The sequence below is a fragment of the Shewanella metallivivens genome, from assembly GCF_028750675.1.
GTDB classification, from domain to species: domain Bacteria; phylum Pseudomonadota; class Gammaproteobacteria; order Enterobacterales; family Shewanellaceae; genus Shewanella; species Shewanella metallivivens.
In genome coordinates this window covers 207,870-224,109 of the sequence record NZ_JAQQPZ010000003.1, presented here as the reverse complement: position 1 = coordinate 224,109, position 16,240 = coordinate 207,870, and the positions used below count along the sequence as shown (strand labels likewise).

Below are 16,240 nucleotides of genomic sequence, written 5' to 3'. Positions count from 1 at the left end.
AATGGAAGGATTAATGGCCTTTTGGTCAGAAACTGGGGTCGCCAACTTTACGGGTGGCCAACTATTAATGATGGGCGTAGGCTGTTTATTGCTATTTTTAGCCATCGCCAAAGGCTTTGAACCGCTTTTACTATTACCCATTGGCTTTGGTGCGATTTTAGCGAATATTCCAAATGCGGGCTTTACAGAAGAGGGGGGCTTACTTTATTACGCCTACCATGTTGGTATTGAGACCGGCATCTTTCCACTGCTTATCTTCATGGGCGTGGGAGCCTTAACCGACTTTGGGGCCTTAATTGCCAACCCTAAAACATTATTATTAGGTGCGGCGGCGCAGTTTGGTATTTTTGCAACTTTACTGGGTGCCATTGCGCTTAACTTAGTGCCTGGGTTTGAGTTTAGCATGCAAGATGCTGCTGCTATTGCCATCATTGGGGGGGCCGATGGCCCAACCGCGATTTTCTTAGCCTCTAAGCTGGCCCCTGAGTTACTGGGTGCTATTGCGGTTGCCGCTTATTCTTACATGGCATTAGTGCCGTTAATTCAGCCGCCTATTATGAAGTTACTGACCACCAAAGCTGAACGTGAAATTAAAATGGAGCAGCTGCGCGAGGTCAGTAAAAAAGAGAAAATCATTTTCCCATTGATGGTATTGGGAATGACCATTTTGTTTTTACCTGCAGCTACCCCATTAGTGGGCATGTTTTGTCTTGGTAACTTAATGCGTGAATCAGGCGTGGTTGATCGTTTGTCTAAAACAGCGCAAAACGAATTAATCAATATTGTGACGATTTTCTTAGGACTTGCTGTGGGCTCTAAATTGTCTGCTGAGCAGTTTTTACGTATTGAAACGCTAGGTATTTTAGTCTTGGGTGCAGTGGCATTTAGTATTGGCACTGCCGCAGGAGTATTAATGGCTAAATTGATGTGTAAGCTATCTGGCGGCAAGGTGAATCCGCTTATCGGTGCTGCGGGAGTATCAGCTGTGCCAATGGCAGCAAGGGTTGTCAATAAAGTGGGCTTAGAATCCAACAATCAAAACTTCTTGCTGATGCATGCAATGGGGCCAAACGTGGCAGGTGTTTTGGGCAGCGCGGTCGCTGCTGGTGTCTTGCTTGCGGTGCTTGGTTAATCCCAAGTTGTCGATACAACCATAAAATGGTTGTTTAAACACCAAGATTTTATCTTAAATAAAGCCAGTGTCTTGCACTGGCTTTATTCGTTTATGGCCTACCTCTTTTGGAACATATTGGTGCATTAATGCTGTAATGTTGCACTGTTATGGTATTACGCGTTGTTAACTGAAATTTAACAATTTAAGTTAAATCATGCATTTAACAGATTGGCACGAATGATGAATATTACTCTTTATACGTGTTAACAGTATTGTATGAGTGGTTAGGTATTAAGTTTTTATTTAACCGTATGATATATAACGTGTAAAAATTAGTTTTTAGCAAAGGCGCTATCGAGATATTCCTTCACGGATATCCGAGGCGCCTTTTTTGTGGGCAATTTTCATCAATGGGGAATTAACATGACTTGGGCAACATCGATAACACAGCAGATGACTAAGCCGCTCATCTTGGGGATAACGATAGGCACTAGCTTGTGCATCGCTTCAGCCAATGCTGAAATCGGCTATCCAGAAAAAGAAGAGCTTAAATTTGGTTTTATCAAATTAACCGATATGGCACCGATAGCTGTCGCGTATGAAAAAGGCTATTTCGAAGAAGAAGGACTGTACGTCACCATCGAAGCACAAGCTAACTGGAAGGTCTTACTTGATGGCGTTATCGACGGTCGCCTTGATGGTGCGCACATGCTCGCGGGCCAGCCTATTGCAGCCACTATAGGGTATGGCACTCAAGCCCATATTATTACCCCATTTTCAATGGACCTAAACGGTAATGCGATTACGGTTTCAAATGATGTGTGGGCCAAAATGAAGCCGAACATTGCCAAGCAAGCTGACGGAAAACCAGTTCATCCAATTACTGCCGACTCATTAAAGCCGGTTGTTGAAGAATTTAATGCGGCGGGTAAGCCATTTAATATGGGCATGGTATTTCCTGTATCGACTCACAACTACGAGTTACGCTATTGGCTGGCAGCAGGGGGAATTCACCCTGGTTTTTATGCGCCGCACAAAGGTGATACTTCAGGGCAAATAGATGCACAAGCGTTATTGTCGGTAACGCCGCCACCGCAAATGCCTTCAACACTTGAGGCTGGCACTATTTACGGATATTGCGTTGGTGAGCCCTGGAACCAACAGGCGGTGTTTAAAGGCATTGGCGTACCGGTAGTGACCGATTATGAAATCTGGAAAAATAACCCAGAAAAAGTCTTTGGTATCACTGCACAGTTTGCTGAAAAATACCCTAATACCACCATACGTTTAACACGTGCACTCATCCGCGCAGCAAAGTGGTTGGATGACAATAACAATGCTAACCGACCAGAAGCGGTAAAAATATTGTCACAACCTAACTATGTGGGCGCAGATTACGACGTGATTGCCAACAGTATGACTGGCACCTTTGAATATGAAAAAGGCGACAAGCGTGCAGTGCCAGACTTCAATGTGTTTTTTAGACACAACGCCACGTATCCATACTATTCAGATGCAATTTGGTATTTAACTCAAATGCGCCGTTGGGGCCAAATTGAGCAAGATCAATCAGACGATTGGTACAAAGACGTTGCAGCTAAGGTTTACCGTCCTGATCTTTATGCCAAAGCTGCACAATCGCTTATCGACGACAAATTAATTCCTGCGAGTGCGTTTCCTGACTTTAGCACCGAAAGTGGATTTAAAGCGCCGCAAACTCACTTTATCGATAATTTAGTGTACGACGGTAACCAGCCCAATGCGTACATTAATTCATTTACGATTGGTTTAAAGCAAGGTGACAAGCTGTAATACACGCCTAAGGAGTCTGGCATGAATAGTCTAACGTCGATGACACATAATCGCTTAATGGAACGGGGCTGGATGGCAAGAGTGATGGTGAAAATGGCTGAACTCAGTAAAGTGATCTTGCTACCGTTTATTGGTATTGCCATATTTTTAAGCGTATGGACAGTGACAGCTAATAGCATCGAAACGTCTTTGGGTCAGTTTCCTGGACCGGTTGCGGTAGTGACACAGTTTGAAAATTTATATCAAGAACATGTTAACGAGCGCGAAAAAGCACAGGCATTTTTTGAGCGCCAAGAAACACGTAATGCGGCTCGGCTGGCAAAAGATCCAAGTTATGAAGCAAAAATTCGAGGCTACACCGGTAAAGAAACCTTTTGGGATCAGATTGTCACGAGTTTAGTGACAGTGATGAGTGGCTTTATATTGGCTGCGGTTATCGCTATCCCCTTAGGTATTTGGATGGGACTAAGCCGCAGCTTACAAGCGGCAATCAACCCCATTATTCAAATCTTTAAACCGGTATCACCGCTAGCCTGGTTGCCTTTGGTCACTATGGTAGTGAGTGCGGTGTATGTGTCGCCAGATCCTATAGTATCAAAATCATTTATTAACTCGATGTTGACCGTCACCTTATGTAGCGTGTGGCCGATGATTATCAATACCGCGATTGGGGTGTCGAGTATCGACAGCGACTTAATTAATGTCAGTAAAGTACTGCGATTGTCGGCCATCACCCATGTGCAAAAAATTGTGTTACCGGCGTCCATTCCGATGATTTTTACCGGAATGCGTTTATCGCTGGGTGTGGCCTGGATGGTATTGATTGCCGCCGAAATGTTAGCTCAAAACCCAGGGTTAGGTAAGTTTGTTTGGGATGAGTTTCAAAATGGTAGTTCTGACTCATTAGCGCGCATTATGGCAGCCGTCGTGGTGATTGGCTTTATTGGCTTTTTACTTGACCGAGGCATTTTAGCATTACAACGCTGGGTTTCTTGGGACCAATAAGGAAAACACAATGAGTACATTTTTAGATATCAGTGGTGTTGATATGGTTTTTCCAACACCTAAGGGAGCATTTACTGCCCTCAAAGACGTTAATTTGAAAATAAACCAGGGTGAGTTTGTCTCGTTAATTGGTCACTCTGGTTGCGGTAAGTCAACCGTATTAAATATTGTCGCCGGGTTATATCAAGCCAGTTCTGGTGGAGTGATTTTAAAAAACACTGAAGTCAAAGTCCCTGGGCCAGAGCGGGCGGTGGTGTTTCAAAATCATTCATTATTGCCTTGGCTAAGTGCCTATCAAAACGTTGAGTTGGCGGTAAAGCAGGTTTTTGCTGGAAAAATGAATAAAATCGAAATGAAACAATGGATTGAGCATAATTTGCAGTTGGTACACATGGATCATGCTATGCACAAACGCCCCGGTGAAATCTCTGGCGGTATGAAACAGCGTGTCGGTATTGCGCGTGCGCTTGCCATGCAACCAGAAGTACTATTAATGGATGAACCCTTTGGCGCACTTGATGCACTCACCCGAGCACATATGCAAGATTCATTAATGGAGATCCAAAGTCAGCTCAATAACACAGTGATTATGATCACCCACGACGTCGATGAGGCCGTATTGTTGTCAGACAAAATTGTCATGATGACCAATGGCCCCGAAGCCACCGTGGGTGATATTTTATCTGTAGAGCTTGAGCGTCCCAGAAACCGCTTGGCCTTAGCTCAAGATACTGAATATAACCGATTGCGTTCTGAAGTGCTTAAATTCCTGTATGAAAAGCAGCGCAAGGTTGAACCACTGCCTCAAACTAAACAAGTAAATAAAATGCAAGATATGTCACGGCAAAAAATTAACAAAGTCGTTACCATTAATAACGGTTAGCTTGCAAGCGACTTAAGTACACACAACAACGTGTAACAATCAAATATTCAAGGGATGTAAGATGAAGAATAAACTGCTTGCTAGTCAAGTTGCGGGTAAAGCTTGTTTAAATTTAACCTCTTTTAAAAAAGCGACTCTATCAGCATTAACCTGTTCATTATTATTAGCCATGGGCAGCGCAAATGCCGCTGACACCAATGTTAATTCAGTTGCAGATGCCATTACCCAAGGCACAGCAAAAATAGACCTAAATTTACGTTATGAATCAGTCGAACAAGATAATGCGTTAAAAGATGCTGATGCGTTGACTTTACGCACTCGTTTAACGTTTGCTACGGCCGAGTATGATGGATTAAGCGCGTTAGTTGAGTTTGAAGACTCTCGCAGTGTTGCCGGGGTAAATGACTACAATGATGCTATTGGTCACAATGCTGCTTACTCTGTTATTGCTGATCCAGAAACCACTGAGTTAGACCAAGCTTTCTTGCAATATAAACGTAATGGCTTTAAAGCTAAAGTGGGTCGTCAAGTCATGGCTCTTGATAACATGCGCTTCATTGGACATGTTGGTTGGCGTCAAGATCGTCAAACGTTTGATGCTGTGACCATGCAATATGCTATTAACGATTTTAGCGTTGATTATGGCTACATATACAAACGTAACCGTATTTTTGCAGAAGTAAAAGACATTGACTCAAAAGATCACGTGTTTAATGCATCTTACAATTTAGATTTAGGTAAGCTAAGTGCATATGGCTACTTACTTGAAGAAGATACCAACGTAGAAAATGGTATTGACACCTATGGTATTCGCTTTGTGGGGGCCAAAGATTTTGATAACGTAAAACTACTTTATACCGTAGATTATGCAACTCAAGACACAGATACCGCAACGACATCATATTCTACTGATTATATGCTTGCAGAAGTCGGTGTAGGCTTTAGCGGTTTAACGGTTAAGCTTGGTTATGAGCTATTGGGTTCTGACGACGGCGAATATGGATTTTCTACGCCATTAGCGACCTTGCATGCATTTAATGGTTGGGCAGATCAATTCTTGGCAACACCAGCACAAGGATTGGCAGATACTTATGTATCAGTCAGCGGCAGTGTTTTAGGTGGTAAATGGGCAGTGGTTTATCACGATTTTGAAGCCGATGACGCAAGTGCCACTGTTAACGATTTAGGTGACGAAATCGATCTAGTATTCAGTTTACCAATTGATAAGCATTACACTGTTGGTGTTAAATATGCCGCTTATTCTGCGGGTGATGCCGGTGCCGGTAAAGTGGATGCAGATAAAGTATGGTTATGGGCAAACGCTAAGTTCTAATTTATCAGTGCCCTATAACAAAAAGCGAGCATCAATTGATGCTCGCTTTTTTGCTTTTGTTGATTGTATCGCACACGTATTTTATGACTGAGTTTGCGGCGCGGTCGATTCATCTGCGTAAAACTGGTCTACATCTAACTGACCTTCGCTTTTGCCAATGACAACCGCCGTCATCATATCGCCTGTGACATTCGTCGCGGTGCGGATCATATCAATAATACGGTCAATGGCCGCAATAAAAGCAATACCTTCAAGGGGTAAACCAATTACGCCTAATGTAACGGTTAACATTACCATTGCGCTGCCAGGCACACCTGCTGTCCCCACAGAAGCCACCGTTGCGGTTACCGCAATGAGCATGTAGTCGGTCATATTTAATGGAATACCATAAATTTGCGCAATAAATATTGCAGCAATGGCAGGGTAGATACCGCCACATCCATCCATGTTCATGGTTGCACCCAATGGCAACACAAACGCGCTATAGCGCTTTGACACCCCCATAGCTTCAGTGCAGCGTGTACTGGCTGGTAAAGTACCAAAACTCGATGCGGTACTAAACGCCACCACTTGCGCCGGCATGGCTTTGCGGAAAAACTGTAATGGGCTTAAACCCGCAGCAAATTTGACTAAGCCGCCGTAAACAAAAATAATGTGAATAAGCGCAGCGATATAAATCGCCATAATAAACTTACCTAACGGCAAAAGTGTGCTTAAGCCATACTCGCCTACCACCCAAGCCATTAAACCAAATACACCGATAGGGGTTAATTTAAGTACCATACGCGTTAACTGGAACATGACTTCCGCGCCCGCTTCAATGGTATTTTTTAATGCCACGGCTTTTTCGCCTACAGCATTAATCGCAATGCCTACCAACGCAGCAAATACAATAATTTGCAGCACATTACCCTCAGCCAATGAGGCAAATGGGTTAACTGGGATCATGTTTAATAACACTTGGGCAAACCCAGGAATATCGCGTTCGCGCACCTCAGATGTGGCCAGCGCAAGGTTACCGCCCATGTCGATAAGACTGCCTATGGTTAAGCCAATAAACGACGCAACCGTTCCCGTAAACATAAACATGGCCAACGTTTTAAAGCTCAATCTTTTTAAGTTTGATTGTGAACCTAGAGAGGTAATGCTGACCACAATTGCACAAAAGACTAACGGCGCGACCAGCATTTTTATCGCACTAATAAACAAGTCGCCAAGCGGTTTTAATATAATGGCTGATTCACCCAACCCTATACCGGTTAAGGTGCCTAAAACAAAACCAGCAATAACTTTTTGCCAAAACGGAATGCGATTGAGCGTTTGCAATATCATGTAAATTCCAAGTGTAAACCCACGGTGTTATGCCAAGTGGTCAGCATTTAAATGGGCTAATATAGAGGGGCGAGGCGTTGTAAAACGTCCTGTCATCCCGCATAAGGTTAATAAAGATTAATCGCATTGTATGAACTGAACTCATAGCAGACAACGTTATTTTGTTATAACTTATAAGAATAAGTGGATTTGTTATTATAACTTTAATTTTTTGCTGTTTTTAAACTTATTTCAATAACAAAACCGGCTTTTGTTGGTCGAAGGTATCGCTCGTTAACGCATACTCTTTTTACGAGATAAAAATAAGTGATGACAAATTTGTGGATGATGTTCTCTGGCGCCTTTTTAGCAGCCACTTTATTACCAGGCGGTTCAGAAGTGCTGCTGGTGGCGTTACTCAATGATGCGCCCTCTATGTGGTGGCAACTATTATTAATGGCCACGCTAGGCAACACCTTAGGTGCCATGACCAGTTATGGATTAGGACGTGCTGGTCGGCTGGCAAAAAATCCACAAGACATTCAGAGCAAATCTCATCAAACCGCTTTAGGGTGGGTTGAGCGCTACGGAATCTGGGCGTTGTTATTTTCCTGGTTGCCATTAATTGGTGATGTGTTATGCCTACTTGCGGGCTGGTTAAAGTGGCCACTGATGGCATCAACATTACTGATATTCGTCGGTAAAATATTACGTTACAGTGTGATTGTTTTCATCTTTATGTCGGTATGACAAGATAAAATGAATCTAGAATTAACCGGCTAATGCATAACGTATCCGTTGTGCGTTAGACGCTTTGTTAAAAGGAAGACTCGATTTTGAAATTACATTTAAAAAAATGGTTGTTGGCCAGTGCCATTAGTGCAGCATTGGCAGGCTGTGCCCACGAAGTACAACAAGTAGCTGCATTGCCTCAAGGTGTTAGTTTAATTGAATCCGTTGCCCAGGTAGAAAATCAAGTCAGTATCCCCTATAAAAAGTATCAACTTGCTAATGGCTTAACGGTGATTTTACATCAAGATAAATCAGACCCGTTAGTGCATGTTGATGTGACTTACCATGTTGGTTCTGCACGTGAACTTGCTGGGCGCAGTGGTTTTGCCCATTTATTTGAGCACATGATGTTCCAAGGCTCACAACATGTTGAAGATGAAGAACACTTTAAAGTGGTGACAGAATCTGGCGGTACGCTTAACGGCACCACAAACACTGACCGCACCAACTACTTTGAAACCGTACCAAGTAATCAGCTTGAAAAAATGCTCTGGTTAGAGTCTGATCGCATGGGCTTTTTACTGCCCGCATTAACCGAAAAAAAGTTTGAAGTACAACGAGAAACGGTGAAAAATGAACGCGCTCAGCGTATTGATAACCGCCCATATGGCCGTTTAAATGAACGTTTCAATCAAGCGTTGTATCCTGCTGGGCATCCTTACTCGTGGCCAGTTATTGGTTGGCCAGAAGATTTAGACCGTGCAACCGCAAGTGATGTTAAGCATTTCTTCCAACGTTGGTATGGGCCAAATAATGCAACGTTGACCATTGGTGGCGACTTTGACGAAGCCCAAACCTTAGCCTGGGTTAATCAATACTTTGGCGAAATCCCACGCGGCCCTGACGTTAAGCCCGATGTAAAAACAGCAGTCACGTTAGACAAAACGCGTTATATTTCGATGGAAGACAAAGTCCATTTACCGCTACTTTATATCGGCTTCCCTACCGTATATGCACAACATAAAGATGAAGCCGCGCTCGACTTATTGGCTAATATCTTAGGGGGTGGCAAAACATCGCTTATTTATAAAAATTTAGTCAAAGAAGGTTTTGCTGTACAAGCCGGTGTCAGTCATCCATGTCAAGAGCTTGCATGCCAGATGTCCTTGTATGCAGTTGCCAATCCTGCAAAAGGAGGCAACCTTGCTGACATTGAAACTAAAGTCAACCAGACCATCGCTGAGTTTGAGCAACGCGGTGTGACCGATGACGACTTACAAAAAGTGAAAGTACAGTTTGAAGCCGACACCATTTTTGGCATGCAAAGTGTGCAAGGGAAGGTGTCGACATTAGCGGCCAACCAAACCTTTTTTGGGCAGCCAGACATGGTGGCATCAGATCTCGCTCGGTATGCCAACGTCACCAAAGCTGACGTTATGCGGGTATTTAACACCTACATAAAAAACAAACCTATGGTGGTAATGAGTGTGGTACCTGAAGGGCAAACACAGTTAATTGCTCATGAAGACAACTTTACACCTAAGGTGATGCCGATAGCACAAGAAGCGGTTACCGGATTAACGGGTACCACATTTGCTAAATCATCTTTTGACCGCAGTAAAATGCCCACATCTTCTGCTGCACCGTTGCTTACTGTGCCACAACTTTGGCAAGCTAAGCTTGAAAATGGCATCAGCGTGATGGGCACTGAAAGCAACGAAACGCCAACTGTCGAGCTATTAATATACCTAGATGGTGGTCATCGTTTAGCTTCAATAGATAAAGCCGGTGTTGCCGATTTAACGGCGTCAATGCTTAACGAGTCAAGCCTTAAACGCAGCAGTGAAGAGCTTGCTGGTGCATTAGACATGCTAGGTTCAAGTATTTCTTTTGGCGCGAGCAGTTCTCAAAGCTACATTAAAGTATCGAGTTTAACTGAAAATCTCGATGCGACCTTGGCGTTGGTGGAAGAGCGCTTATTCAGCCCAGGTTTTTTACAGGCTGACTTTAAGCGCGTTAAACAACAAGCTATCCAGGGATTACAGCACCAATTATCCGATCCTAACTACATTGCCAGCACAGGCTTTAAAGCATTACTTTACGGCACCAACAGTCCTATGGGGGTTAGCAGCAATGGCACAGTTAAGTCATTGTCTGCACTAACGTTAGCGGATGTAAAACAATTTTACCAACAACAATATCGTGCAGGTAATGCACAAATGGTGGTGGTTTCTGATTTAAATCAACAACAGTTAATGCCTAAATTGTCATTATTTTCACAATGGCAAGGAGAGGCGACTCAAGTTGCACCATTAGCCGCATCGCCAACGCACCCTAAAAACACTGTTTATTTGATTGATAAACCGGGAGCGGCGCAATCTGTAATAACCATAGGTAAAACATCGTTAGCCTACGATGCCACTGGCGATTACTTTAAAGCATACCTGATGAACTACCCATTAGGTGGTGCATTTAATAGTCGTATTAACCTTAACTTACGTGAAGACAAAGGGTACACCTACGGGGCGCGCACGATGTTTGTAGGTGCTGAAGACACGGGTGAGTTTATGGCTTACGCTAGTGTACGTAGTGATGTGACCGCCGATGCCTTAATGGAGTTTGTTAATGAGCTGACCGAGTACCAGGCAAAAGGCATGACAGATGATGAGCTGACCTTTATGCGCAACTCAATTGCCCAAGGTCAAGCGCTTGAGTATGAAACACCGTATCAAAAAGCAGGCTTTTTACGGATGATTCAACGTTATCAACTCAACAAAAACTTTACTGCGGAGCAAGATAAAATTGTCAATAACATTTCAGCTCAAGAGTTAAATCAACTTGCGAGTCAGTTATTAAACATTGATGATATGGTGATCTTGGTTGTGGGTGATAAAACCAGTGTAGAACCTAACTTAAAAGCGCTAGGGTATCAGGTTGAAACAGTAACGCTTGCTGAGTAGTTGAACAATTGATACGCTTTGGTTAACACTGGCACTTGAAATAACTCAGTGTTAACCTCATATTGTAAAATTAAGCCAGCTTACTAAGTTAGCTGGCTTTTTTAATGTAATAGATCAAACTATATTGGTGTCGAATTTACGTTGAATGGGTAAGTCGAGGCTAGATAGTTTTGCATTATACCGACAGTGTTAATGAGTTAGACCTTATGAACGGTAACCGCAACGTGTTGCCGTTTTTATTTAATGTCGTTAGCGTGATGTTTCGCTGACGTAGTGATACATTTTTTGCGAAATTAGTAACAATATCCTTTATTATCAGGTCTAGCTGTTTACTCGCAATGCGAATCCAAAAAAGAGAGTAGTAAATTGAAGTCTTTCAATGAAAAAGTCGAACACTTAAACAATACTCAAGGCCGTGAGGCATTATTGGGCATGTTACGTGGTATTGAACGTGAAGCATTGCGTATTGACGATAACGGTCATCTAGCTCAAGACGAACACCCAAAAGCATTAGGCTCAGCCCTGACTAACCCGCGAATTACCACCGATTACAGCGAAGCATTACTTGAATTTATTACCCCTGTGAATCACAGTATCGATGATTTGCTTGAAGGCTTAACCCAAACTCATGCCTACACAGTGCGCAATCTTAATGGTCAAAAACTGTGGCCTGTGAGCATGCCGTGTTATGTCGGCGATGTTGCCAATATTCCGGTTGCGCGTTATGGCAACTCTAATACCGGTAAAATGAAAACACTATATCGTACAGGGTTAACCCACCGCTATGGCGCTTTAATGCAAATTATTGCTGGGGTGCATTTTAATTTTTCGGTTTCAAATGAGTTATGGCAGCGCCTGTATGATGACAAAATGGCTAACGGCAATGGCAATGCTTGCTGCAGCAAGAGTATTACTTTTGAAGACTTTATCTCTGAGTCTTATTTTGGACTTATCCGTAACTATCGCCGTTTAGTGTGGGTGTTACCGTATTTATTTGGATCATCACCTGCCTTATGTGGATCATTTATTAAAGATCAAGATGTTGATTTTGAGTTTGAAAAAACCGGCAAAGGGACTTTGTATTTACCTTATGCAACCTCGTTACGCATGAGTGATTTAGGCTATACCAACAAAGAACAAGACACCTTAAATATCAGCTATAACTCATTACCAGAATACCTCGAAGGTGTGGGCGCTGCGATTAAAATGCCGTCGAAAAAATTTGCCCAAATTGGTGTTAATGTTGATGGTGATTACCGTCAACTGAATAGCAATATTTTGCAAATCGAAAATGAATTTTATGCGCCAATTAGGGCAAAACGTGTGACTAAATCAGGCGAAAAGCCTTCGCAAGCATTAGCGCGTGCTGGCGTGGAATACATCGAAGTGCGAGCATTAGATGTTAACCCTTTTAGTCCTGTCGGCATTGATGCTACCCAAGTGCGTTTTCTTGACCTGTTTTTATTGCATTGCTTATTGTCACCGTCAAAAGACACTGATGAAGCCGGCGAAGCTGAAATTGCTGCTAACTTAAAAGCCGTGGTGCTTGAAGGTCGCAAACCGGGATTAACTTTACAACGCGATGGTCAAACCATTGGTTTAAAAGAGTGGATGCATGAGTTATTTGCTGAGCTTTCAACCCTTGCGGTATTACTTGACGGCGAAGACAGTCATGCATATCAAATTGCACTAAATACTTGGGCTGAAGCCATTGATGAACCAGATAAAACCTTGTCAGGTCGTGTGATTCATGAAGTTGTTGTTAAAGGTACCGATCACAGTGTTTGGGTTCACCAATTAGCAAAAGATTATCATGAGTTTTTGAACCATTACCCGCTTAGCGATGAAACTGAGCAATGTTATGCAGATGAGGCCAAAGCCTCGTTAGCTGAGCAACAAAAGATTGAACAGCAACCCCAAGACACTTTTAGTGAGTTTTTAAAGCAGTATTTTAAAGACGTAGTGCCAGCAGGCACCTTTGAGGCTAAGTAATCATGAGCGTCAGATTGTCATGGCGAAACAAAGCGCGACCTACCGCAATGTGTTTGGCATTTGCTGTTTTGCACGGTTGCGCGTCTTCACCTGATGATACTGTCGTTTGTGGCACTGTTTCTAGTTATCTCGCGCCAGATAACAGTGCCCAGCTTTACCGCGTAGTGGTGACGCATCTTGATGGCGTACCGGTTATCTCTAGACCCAATTATCGCTTAACTCCTGGTAAGCATGAGTTTACTGTTGCTGAACTGATTAACGCACCAGAACTTAAAGTGTCATTAGCGGCGCGTAAAGTGAAAGTTTTGAGCATCGATGTGAATGCTGAACAGCGTTATCATATTGCAGCTCAGTTCAATATCGATCGGATTTATATTGGTCAAAATACGGGATATTGGCAGCCCGTTGTGTGGCAAACTGAACCTCATCAATGTGAGATGAAATCGGAACCTTAATTGCATTAGTGATTTATTGATGTAAAACTCATAGTATCATCATAGGCTTGGGATGGCGTTGTCGACCTCTATGCCTCAATTGTTATTTTTGGGTTAGCGACAACCGTTAGCCTCACGTATAAACCGAGGTGTTATGAAGCGTATTTTAGCTGTTGTTAGCTCTGTTTTGTTATTGCAACTGACTGGTTGTGCCACCTCACCTCCGCAAGATCCTGATAATATCTGTGCCATTTTTGAAGAACACGATGATTGGTATGATGCCGCTGTCGACACCCGCGAAAAGTGGGGCGTGCCAGTGCATATCCCTTTAGCAATGATGTATCAAGAAAGTGGTTTTAGGCATGATGCCGCACCACCGATGCAATACTTTTTATGGATTATCCCTACAGGGCGGGCCAGTGATGCTTATGGTTATGCGCAAGCGAAAACCATGACCTGGGACGACTATGTACGCGAAACGGGAAACAGTTGGTCAAGCCGCAGCGACTTTGACGATGCCATGGATTTCATGGGCTGGTTTATTTATAAAACCCATAAAATTAATGGTGTGTCTAAATGGGATGCTAAAAACCAATATTTAAATTATCACGAAGGTTGGGGGGGCTATAAGCGCGGCTCTTACAAAGCGAAAAAATGGTTGGTACCCGTTGCTAACAAAGTCGACCAACGTGCCAGACGCTACGCAGCTCAATATGCTAAATGCAAAGATGATTTAGATTCATCCTGGTGGTGGTAAATTAAGTCATAATAAAAAAGGAGCCTAGGCTCCTTTTGTCGTTAATCAGATGTACTAAGCAAACTCGGCCAAAATCCAATCTAAAGGCGCTTGATATTGCTGTGGCATCCAGCTTTTAAGTTGTTGAATGCTGTCATCTAACATGGCTTTATTGTGCACAGACAAGTTTAAGTGGCCCACTTTACGGCCTACTCGCACTTCTTTGTTGTACCAAAACAGCTCAGCATTTGGCAGACTTAACCAGCGGTCATCTTTATCGACACCAATCAAGTTAACCATCACACATTGAAAATTCACCTGTGGTTGATGCATGGGTAAGTTACACAATGCGCGTAAATGCAGTTCAAACTGATTGATATGACAGCCTGCTTGGGTCCAATGGCCTGAGTTGTGTACTCTAGGGGCAAGCTCGTTAACCATAAGATGTTCGCCAACTCTAAAGCACTCCATTGCCATCACCCCCACATAATCAAGACCATTCATGACCTTGCTTAACATGTTTTCAGCTTCGGCTTGTAGTGGTGCTAAACGGCTTAGTGGCGCAATCGATGCCATTAAGATACCGTCTTGATGTAGGTTCAGTGTTAACGGATAAAATAAACAGCGGCCATCTTGGGTGCGCACGCCCACTAACGACACTTCTTCATCAAAGTTAATCGCTTGCTCGGCAATGGCTTCATTACGCCAATCATCAGGAATCGTAGTCGCTTCAGTTTGTTTTAACCAGTGTTGACCTTTACCGTCATAACCACCGGTGCGGCGTTTTAACAATACCCGTTCACCGTAAGCGCTGTGCAGTGTGTCAGTGCGGGTATTGTCATCGACAAGTTGCCATGGCGAGGTCGCAACCGACAAATCATCAAGCAGACTTTTTTGAGTAAAACGATCTGCTAAACGGCCAAATACGGGGCCATTGATAAAATGTGGGTGCTGGCTCAATTGCAAACTCAGTTGCGATTCTGGCCATTGTTCACGTTCAGCGGTAATGATGTCGTCAGCCAATAGCGGCAATTGCACATCCGATGGCGTCATAATATCAACCGGACGTACATTAATACCTAATGGTTGACCTGCGTGGCAGAGCATGGCACCTAATTGACCATCGCCTAATACCCAAAGATTTTTTGGCAAAGTCATTAGTCTTCTCTCGGATCGGGATTATCAAGAATAGAGCGAGTTTGTTCATCACGAAACGCCTCTATGCGAGCGGCTAAATCTGCGTCGGTGACCGCCAAAATTTGGCTAGCTAATAAGCCCGCATTAAATGCGCCAGCAGTACCAATGGCTAAGGTGCCCACAGCAATACCTTTTGGCATTTGTACTATTGATAATAGACTGTCCATGCCAGATAGTGCCTTACTTTGTACTGGCACGCCCAGTACAGGTAAGCGAGTTTTTGAGGCGATCATGCCTGGTAAATGGGCTGCTCCGCCTGCGCCACCAATAATGACTTTAAAGCCTTTATCTGCAGCAGAACTTGCAAATTCCATTAGCTTGTCTGGCGTTCTGTGAGCTGAAACAATTTCAACATGATAAGGCACTTTTAGCTTATCCATTATTTCTGCGGCGGCTTCCATTGTCGGCCAATCACTTTTCGAACCCATCACAACAGCAACTAGGGCTTGCATGTTAACTCCTTAACGTACTTATTCTATTAGTATATTTTGTTAATTCACCGGATAAATAACCCAAGTGATTAACCTCAATATTAAGGCGATAAAAAAGGGGCTAGATAATAGCATAAGCCGTGCGCGATTGGCTTCACTTCAGTGTTTCTTGAGGCTAACACTCAGTTTCTAAAATCGAAAACTCTTCTGTAGTGTTTTAGGGCGGACAAAAAATATCATTTAAATAACCCTTTTTATATTTGCGTTCGTTATTAGTCAGTAGCGACATAACAAACATTC

13 protein-coding genes are annotated in these 16,240 nt (G+C 43.2%); 10 read left to right on the top strand and 3 right to left on the bottom strand.

Features of this window, described 5'->3' with window-relative positions:
• Window position 1 precedes the first annotated feature (1 nt).
• From PQR79_RS06295 to PQR79_RS06275, 5 genes are all read left to right on the top strand, one after another.
• On the top strand, window positions 2-1,132 hold the full coding sequence (locus tag PQR79_RS06295; protein WP_238107020.1) for a sodium ion-translocating decarboxylase subunit beta: 1,131 nt from the start codon (window positions 2-4) through the stop codon (window positions 1,130-1,132).
• Between the two features lie 405 nt (window positions 1,133-1,537).
• On the top strand, window positions 1,538-2,926 hold the full coding sequence (locus PQR79_RS06290; protein ID WP_238107021.1) for a CmpA/NrtA family ABC transporter substrate-binding protein: 1,389 nt from the start codon (window positions 1,538-1,540) through the stop codon (window positions 2,924-2,926).
• A 72-nt stretch (window positions 2,927-2,998) separates the two neighbouring features.
• Complete coding sequence (locus PQR79_RS06285) at window positions 2,999-3,931, top strand: ABC transporter permease (protein WP_238107214.1); 933 nt, start codon at window positions 2,999-3,001, stop codon at window positions 3,929-3,931.
• 10 nt (window positions 3,932-3,941) lie between these two features.
• The gene (locus PQR79_RS06280; protein WP_238107022.1) at window positions 3,942-4,814 is read left to right on the top strand and encodes an ABC transporter ATP-binding protein; all 873 of its coding nucleotides are present in this window, start codon (window positions 3,942-3,944) and stop codon (window positions 4,812-4,814) included.
• A 169-nt stretch (window positions 4,815-4,983) separates the two neighbouring features.
• Window positions 4,984-6,147, top strand: coding sequence for an alginate export family protein (locus PQR79_RS06275; RefSeq protein ID WP_372942834.1), 1,164 nt, complete (start codon window positions 4,984-4,986; stop codon window positions 6,145-6,147).
• 81 nt (window positions 6,148-6,228) lie between these two features.
• On the opposite strand, the gene PQR79_RS06270 is transcribed toward PQR79_RS06275, so the two are convergent.
• The gene (locus tag PQR79_RS06270; RefSeq protein WP_238107024.1) at window positions 6,229-7,479 is read right to left on the bottom strand and encodes a dicarboxylate/amino acid:cation symporter; all 1,251 of its coding nucleotides are present in this window, start codon (window positions 7,477-7,479) and stop codon (window positions 6,229-6,231) included.
• Between the two features lie 309 nt (window positions 7,480-7,788).
• Between PQR79_RS06270 and PQR79_RS06265 the strand changes: the two genes are divergently transcribed.
• From PQR79_RS06265 to PQR79_RS06245, 5 genes are all read left to right on the top strand, one after another.
• A complete protein-coding gene (locus PQR79_RS06265; protein ID WP_238107215.1) occupies window positions 7,789-8,208 on the top strand; it encodes a YqaA family protein in 420 nt (139 codons plus the stop codon).
• Window positions 8,209-8,294: 86 nt separating this feature from the next.
• A complete protein-coding gene (locus tag PQR79_RS06260) occupies window positions 8,295-11,150 on the top strand; it encodes a M16 family metallopeptidase (RefSeq protein ID WP_303648329.1) in 2,856 nt (951 codons plus the stop codon).
• A 366-nt stretch (window positions 11,151-11,516) separates the two neighbouring features.
• Entirely contained in the window at window positions 11,517-13,142 is a 1,626-nt protein-coding gene (gene gshA, locus PQR79_RS06255) for a glutamate--cysteine ligase (protein WP_274408422.1), read from the top strand.
• Window positions 13,143-13,144: 2 nt separating this feature from the next.
• Window positions 13,145-13,597 carry a hypothetical protein gene (locus tag PQR79_RS06250; protein ID WP_238107025.1) on the top strand — a complete coding sequence of 151 codons (453 nt, stop codon included), beginning with the start codon at window positions 13,145-13,147 and terminating at the stop codon, window positions 13,595-13,597.
• 133 nt (window positions 13,598-13,730) lie between these two features.
• The gene (locus PQR79_RS06245) at window positions 13,731-14,333 is read left to right on the top strand and encodes a transglycosylase SLT domain-containing protein (RefSeq protein WP_238107026.1); all 603 of its coding nucleotides are present in this window, start codon (window positions 13,731-13,733) and stop codon (window positions 14,331-14,333) included.
• Between the two features lie 54 nt (window positions 14,334-14,387).
• On the opposite strand, the gene purK is transcribed toward PQR79_RS06245, so the two are convergent.
• Complete coding sequence (gene purK / locus PQR79_RS06240; protein WP_238107027.1) at window positions 14,388-15,470, bottom strand: 5-(carboxyamino)imidazole ribonucleotide synthase; 1,083 nt, start codon at window positions 15,468-15,470, stop codon at window positions 14,388-14,390.
• Window positions 15,470-15,961, bottom strand: a complete 492-nt coding sequence (purE, locus tag PQR79_RS06235) for a 5-(carboxyamino)imidazole ribonucleotide mutase (RefSeq protein ID WP_238107028.1) — start codon at window positions 15,959-15,961, stop codon at window positions 15,470-15,472. The genes purK and purE overlap by 1 nt, the downstream gene beginning before the upstream one ends.
• Between the last annotated feature and the right edge of the window lie 279 nt (window positions 15,962-16,240).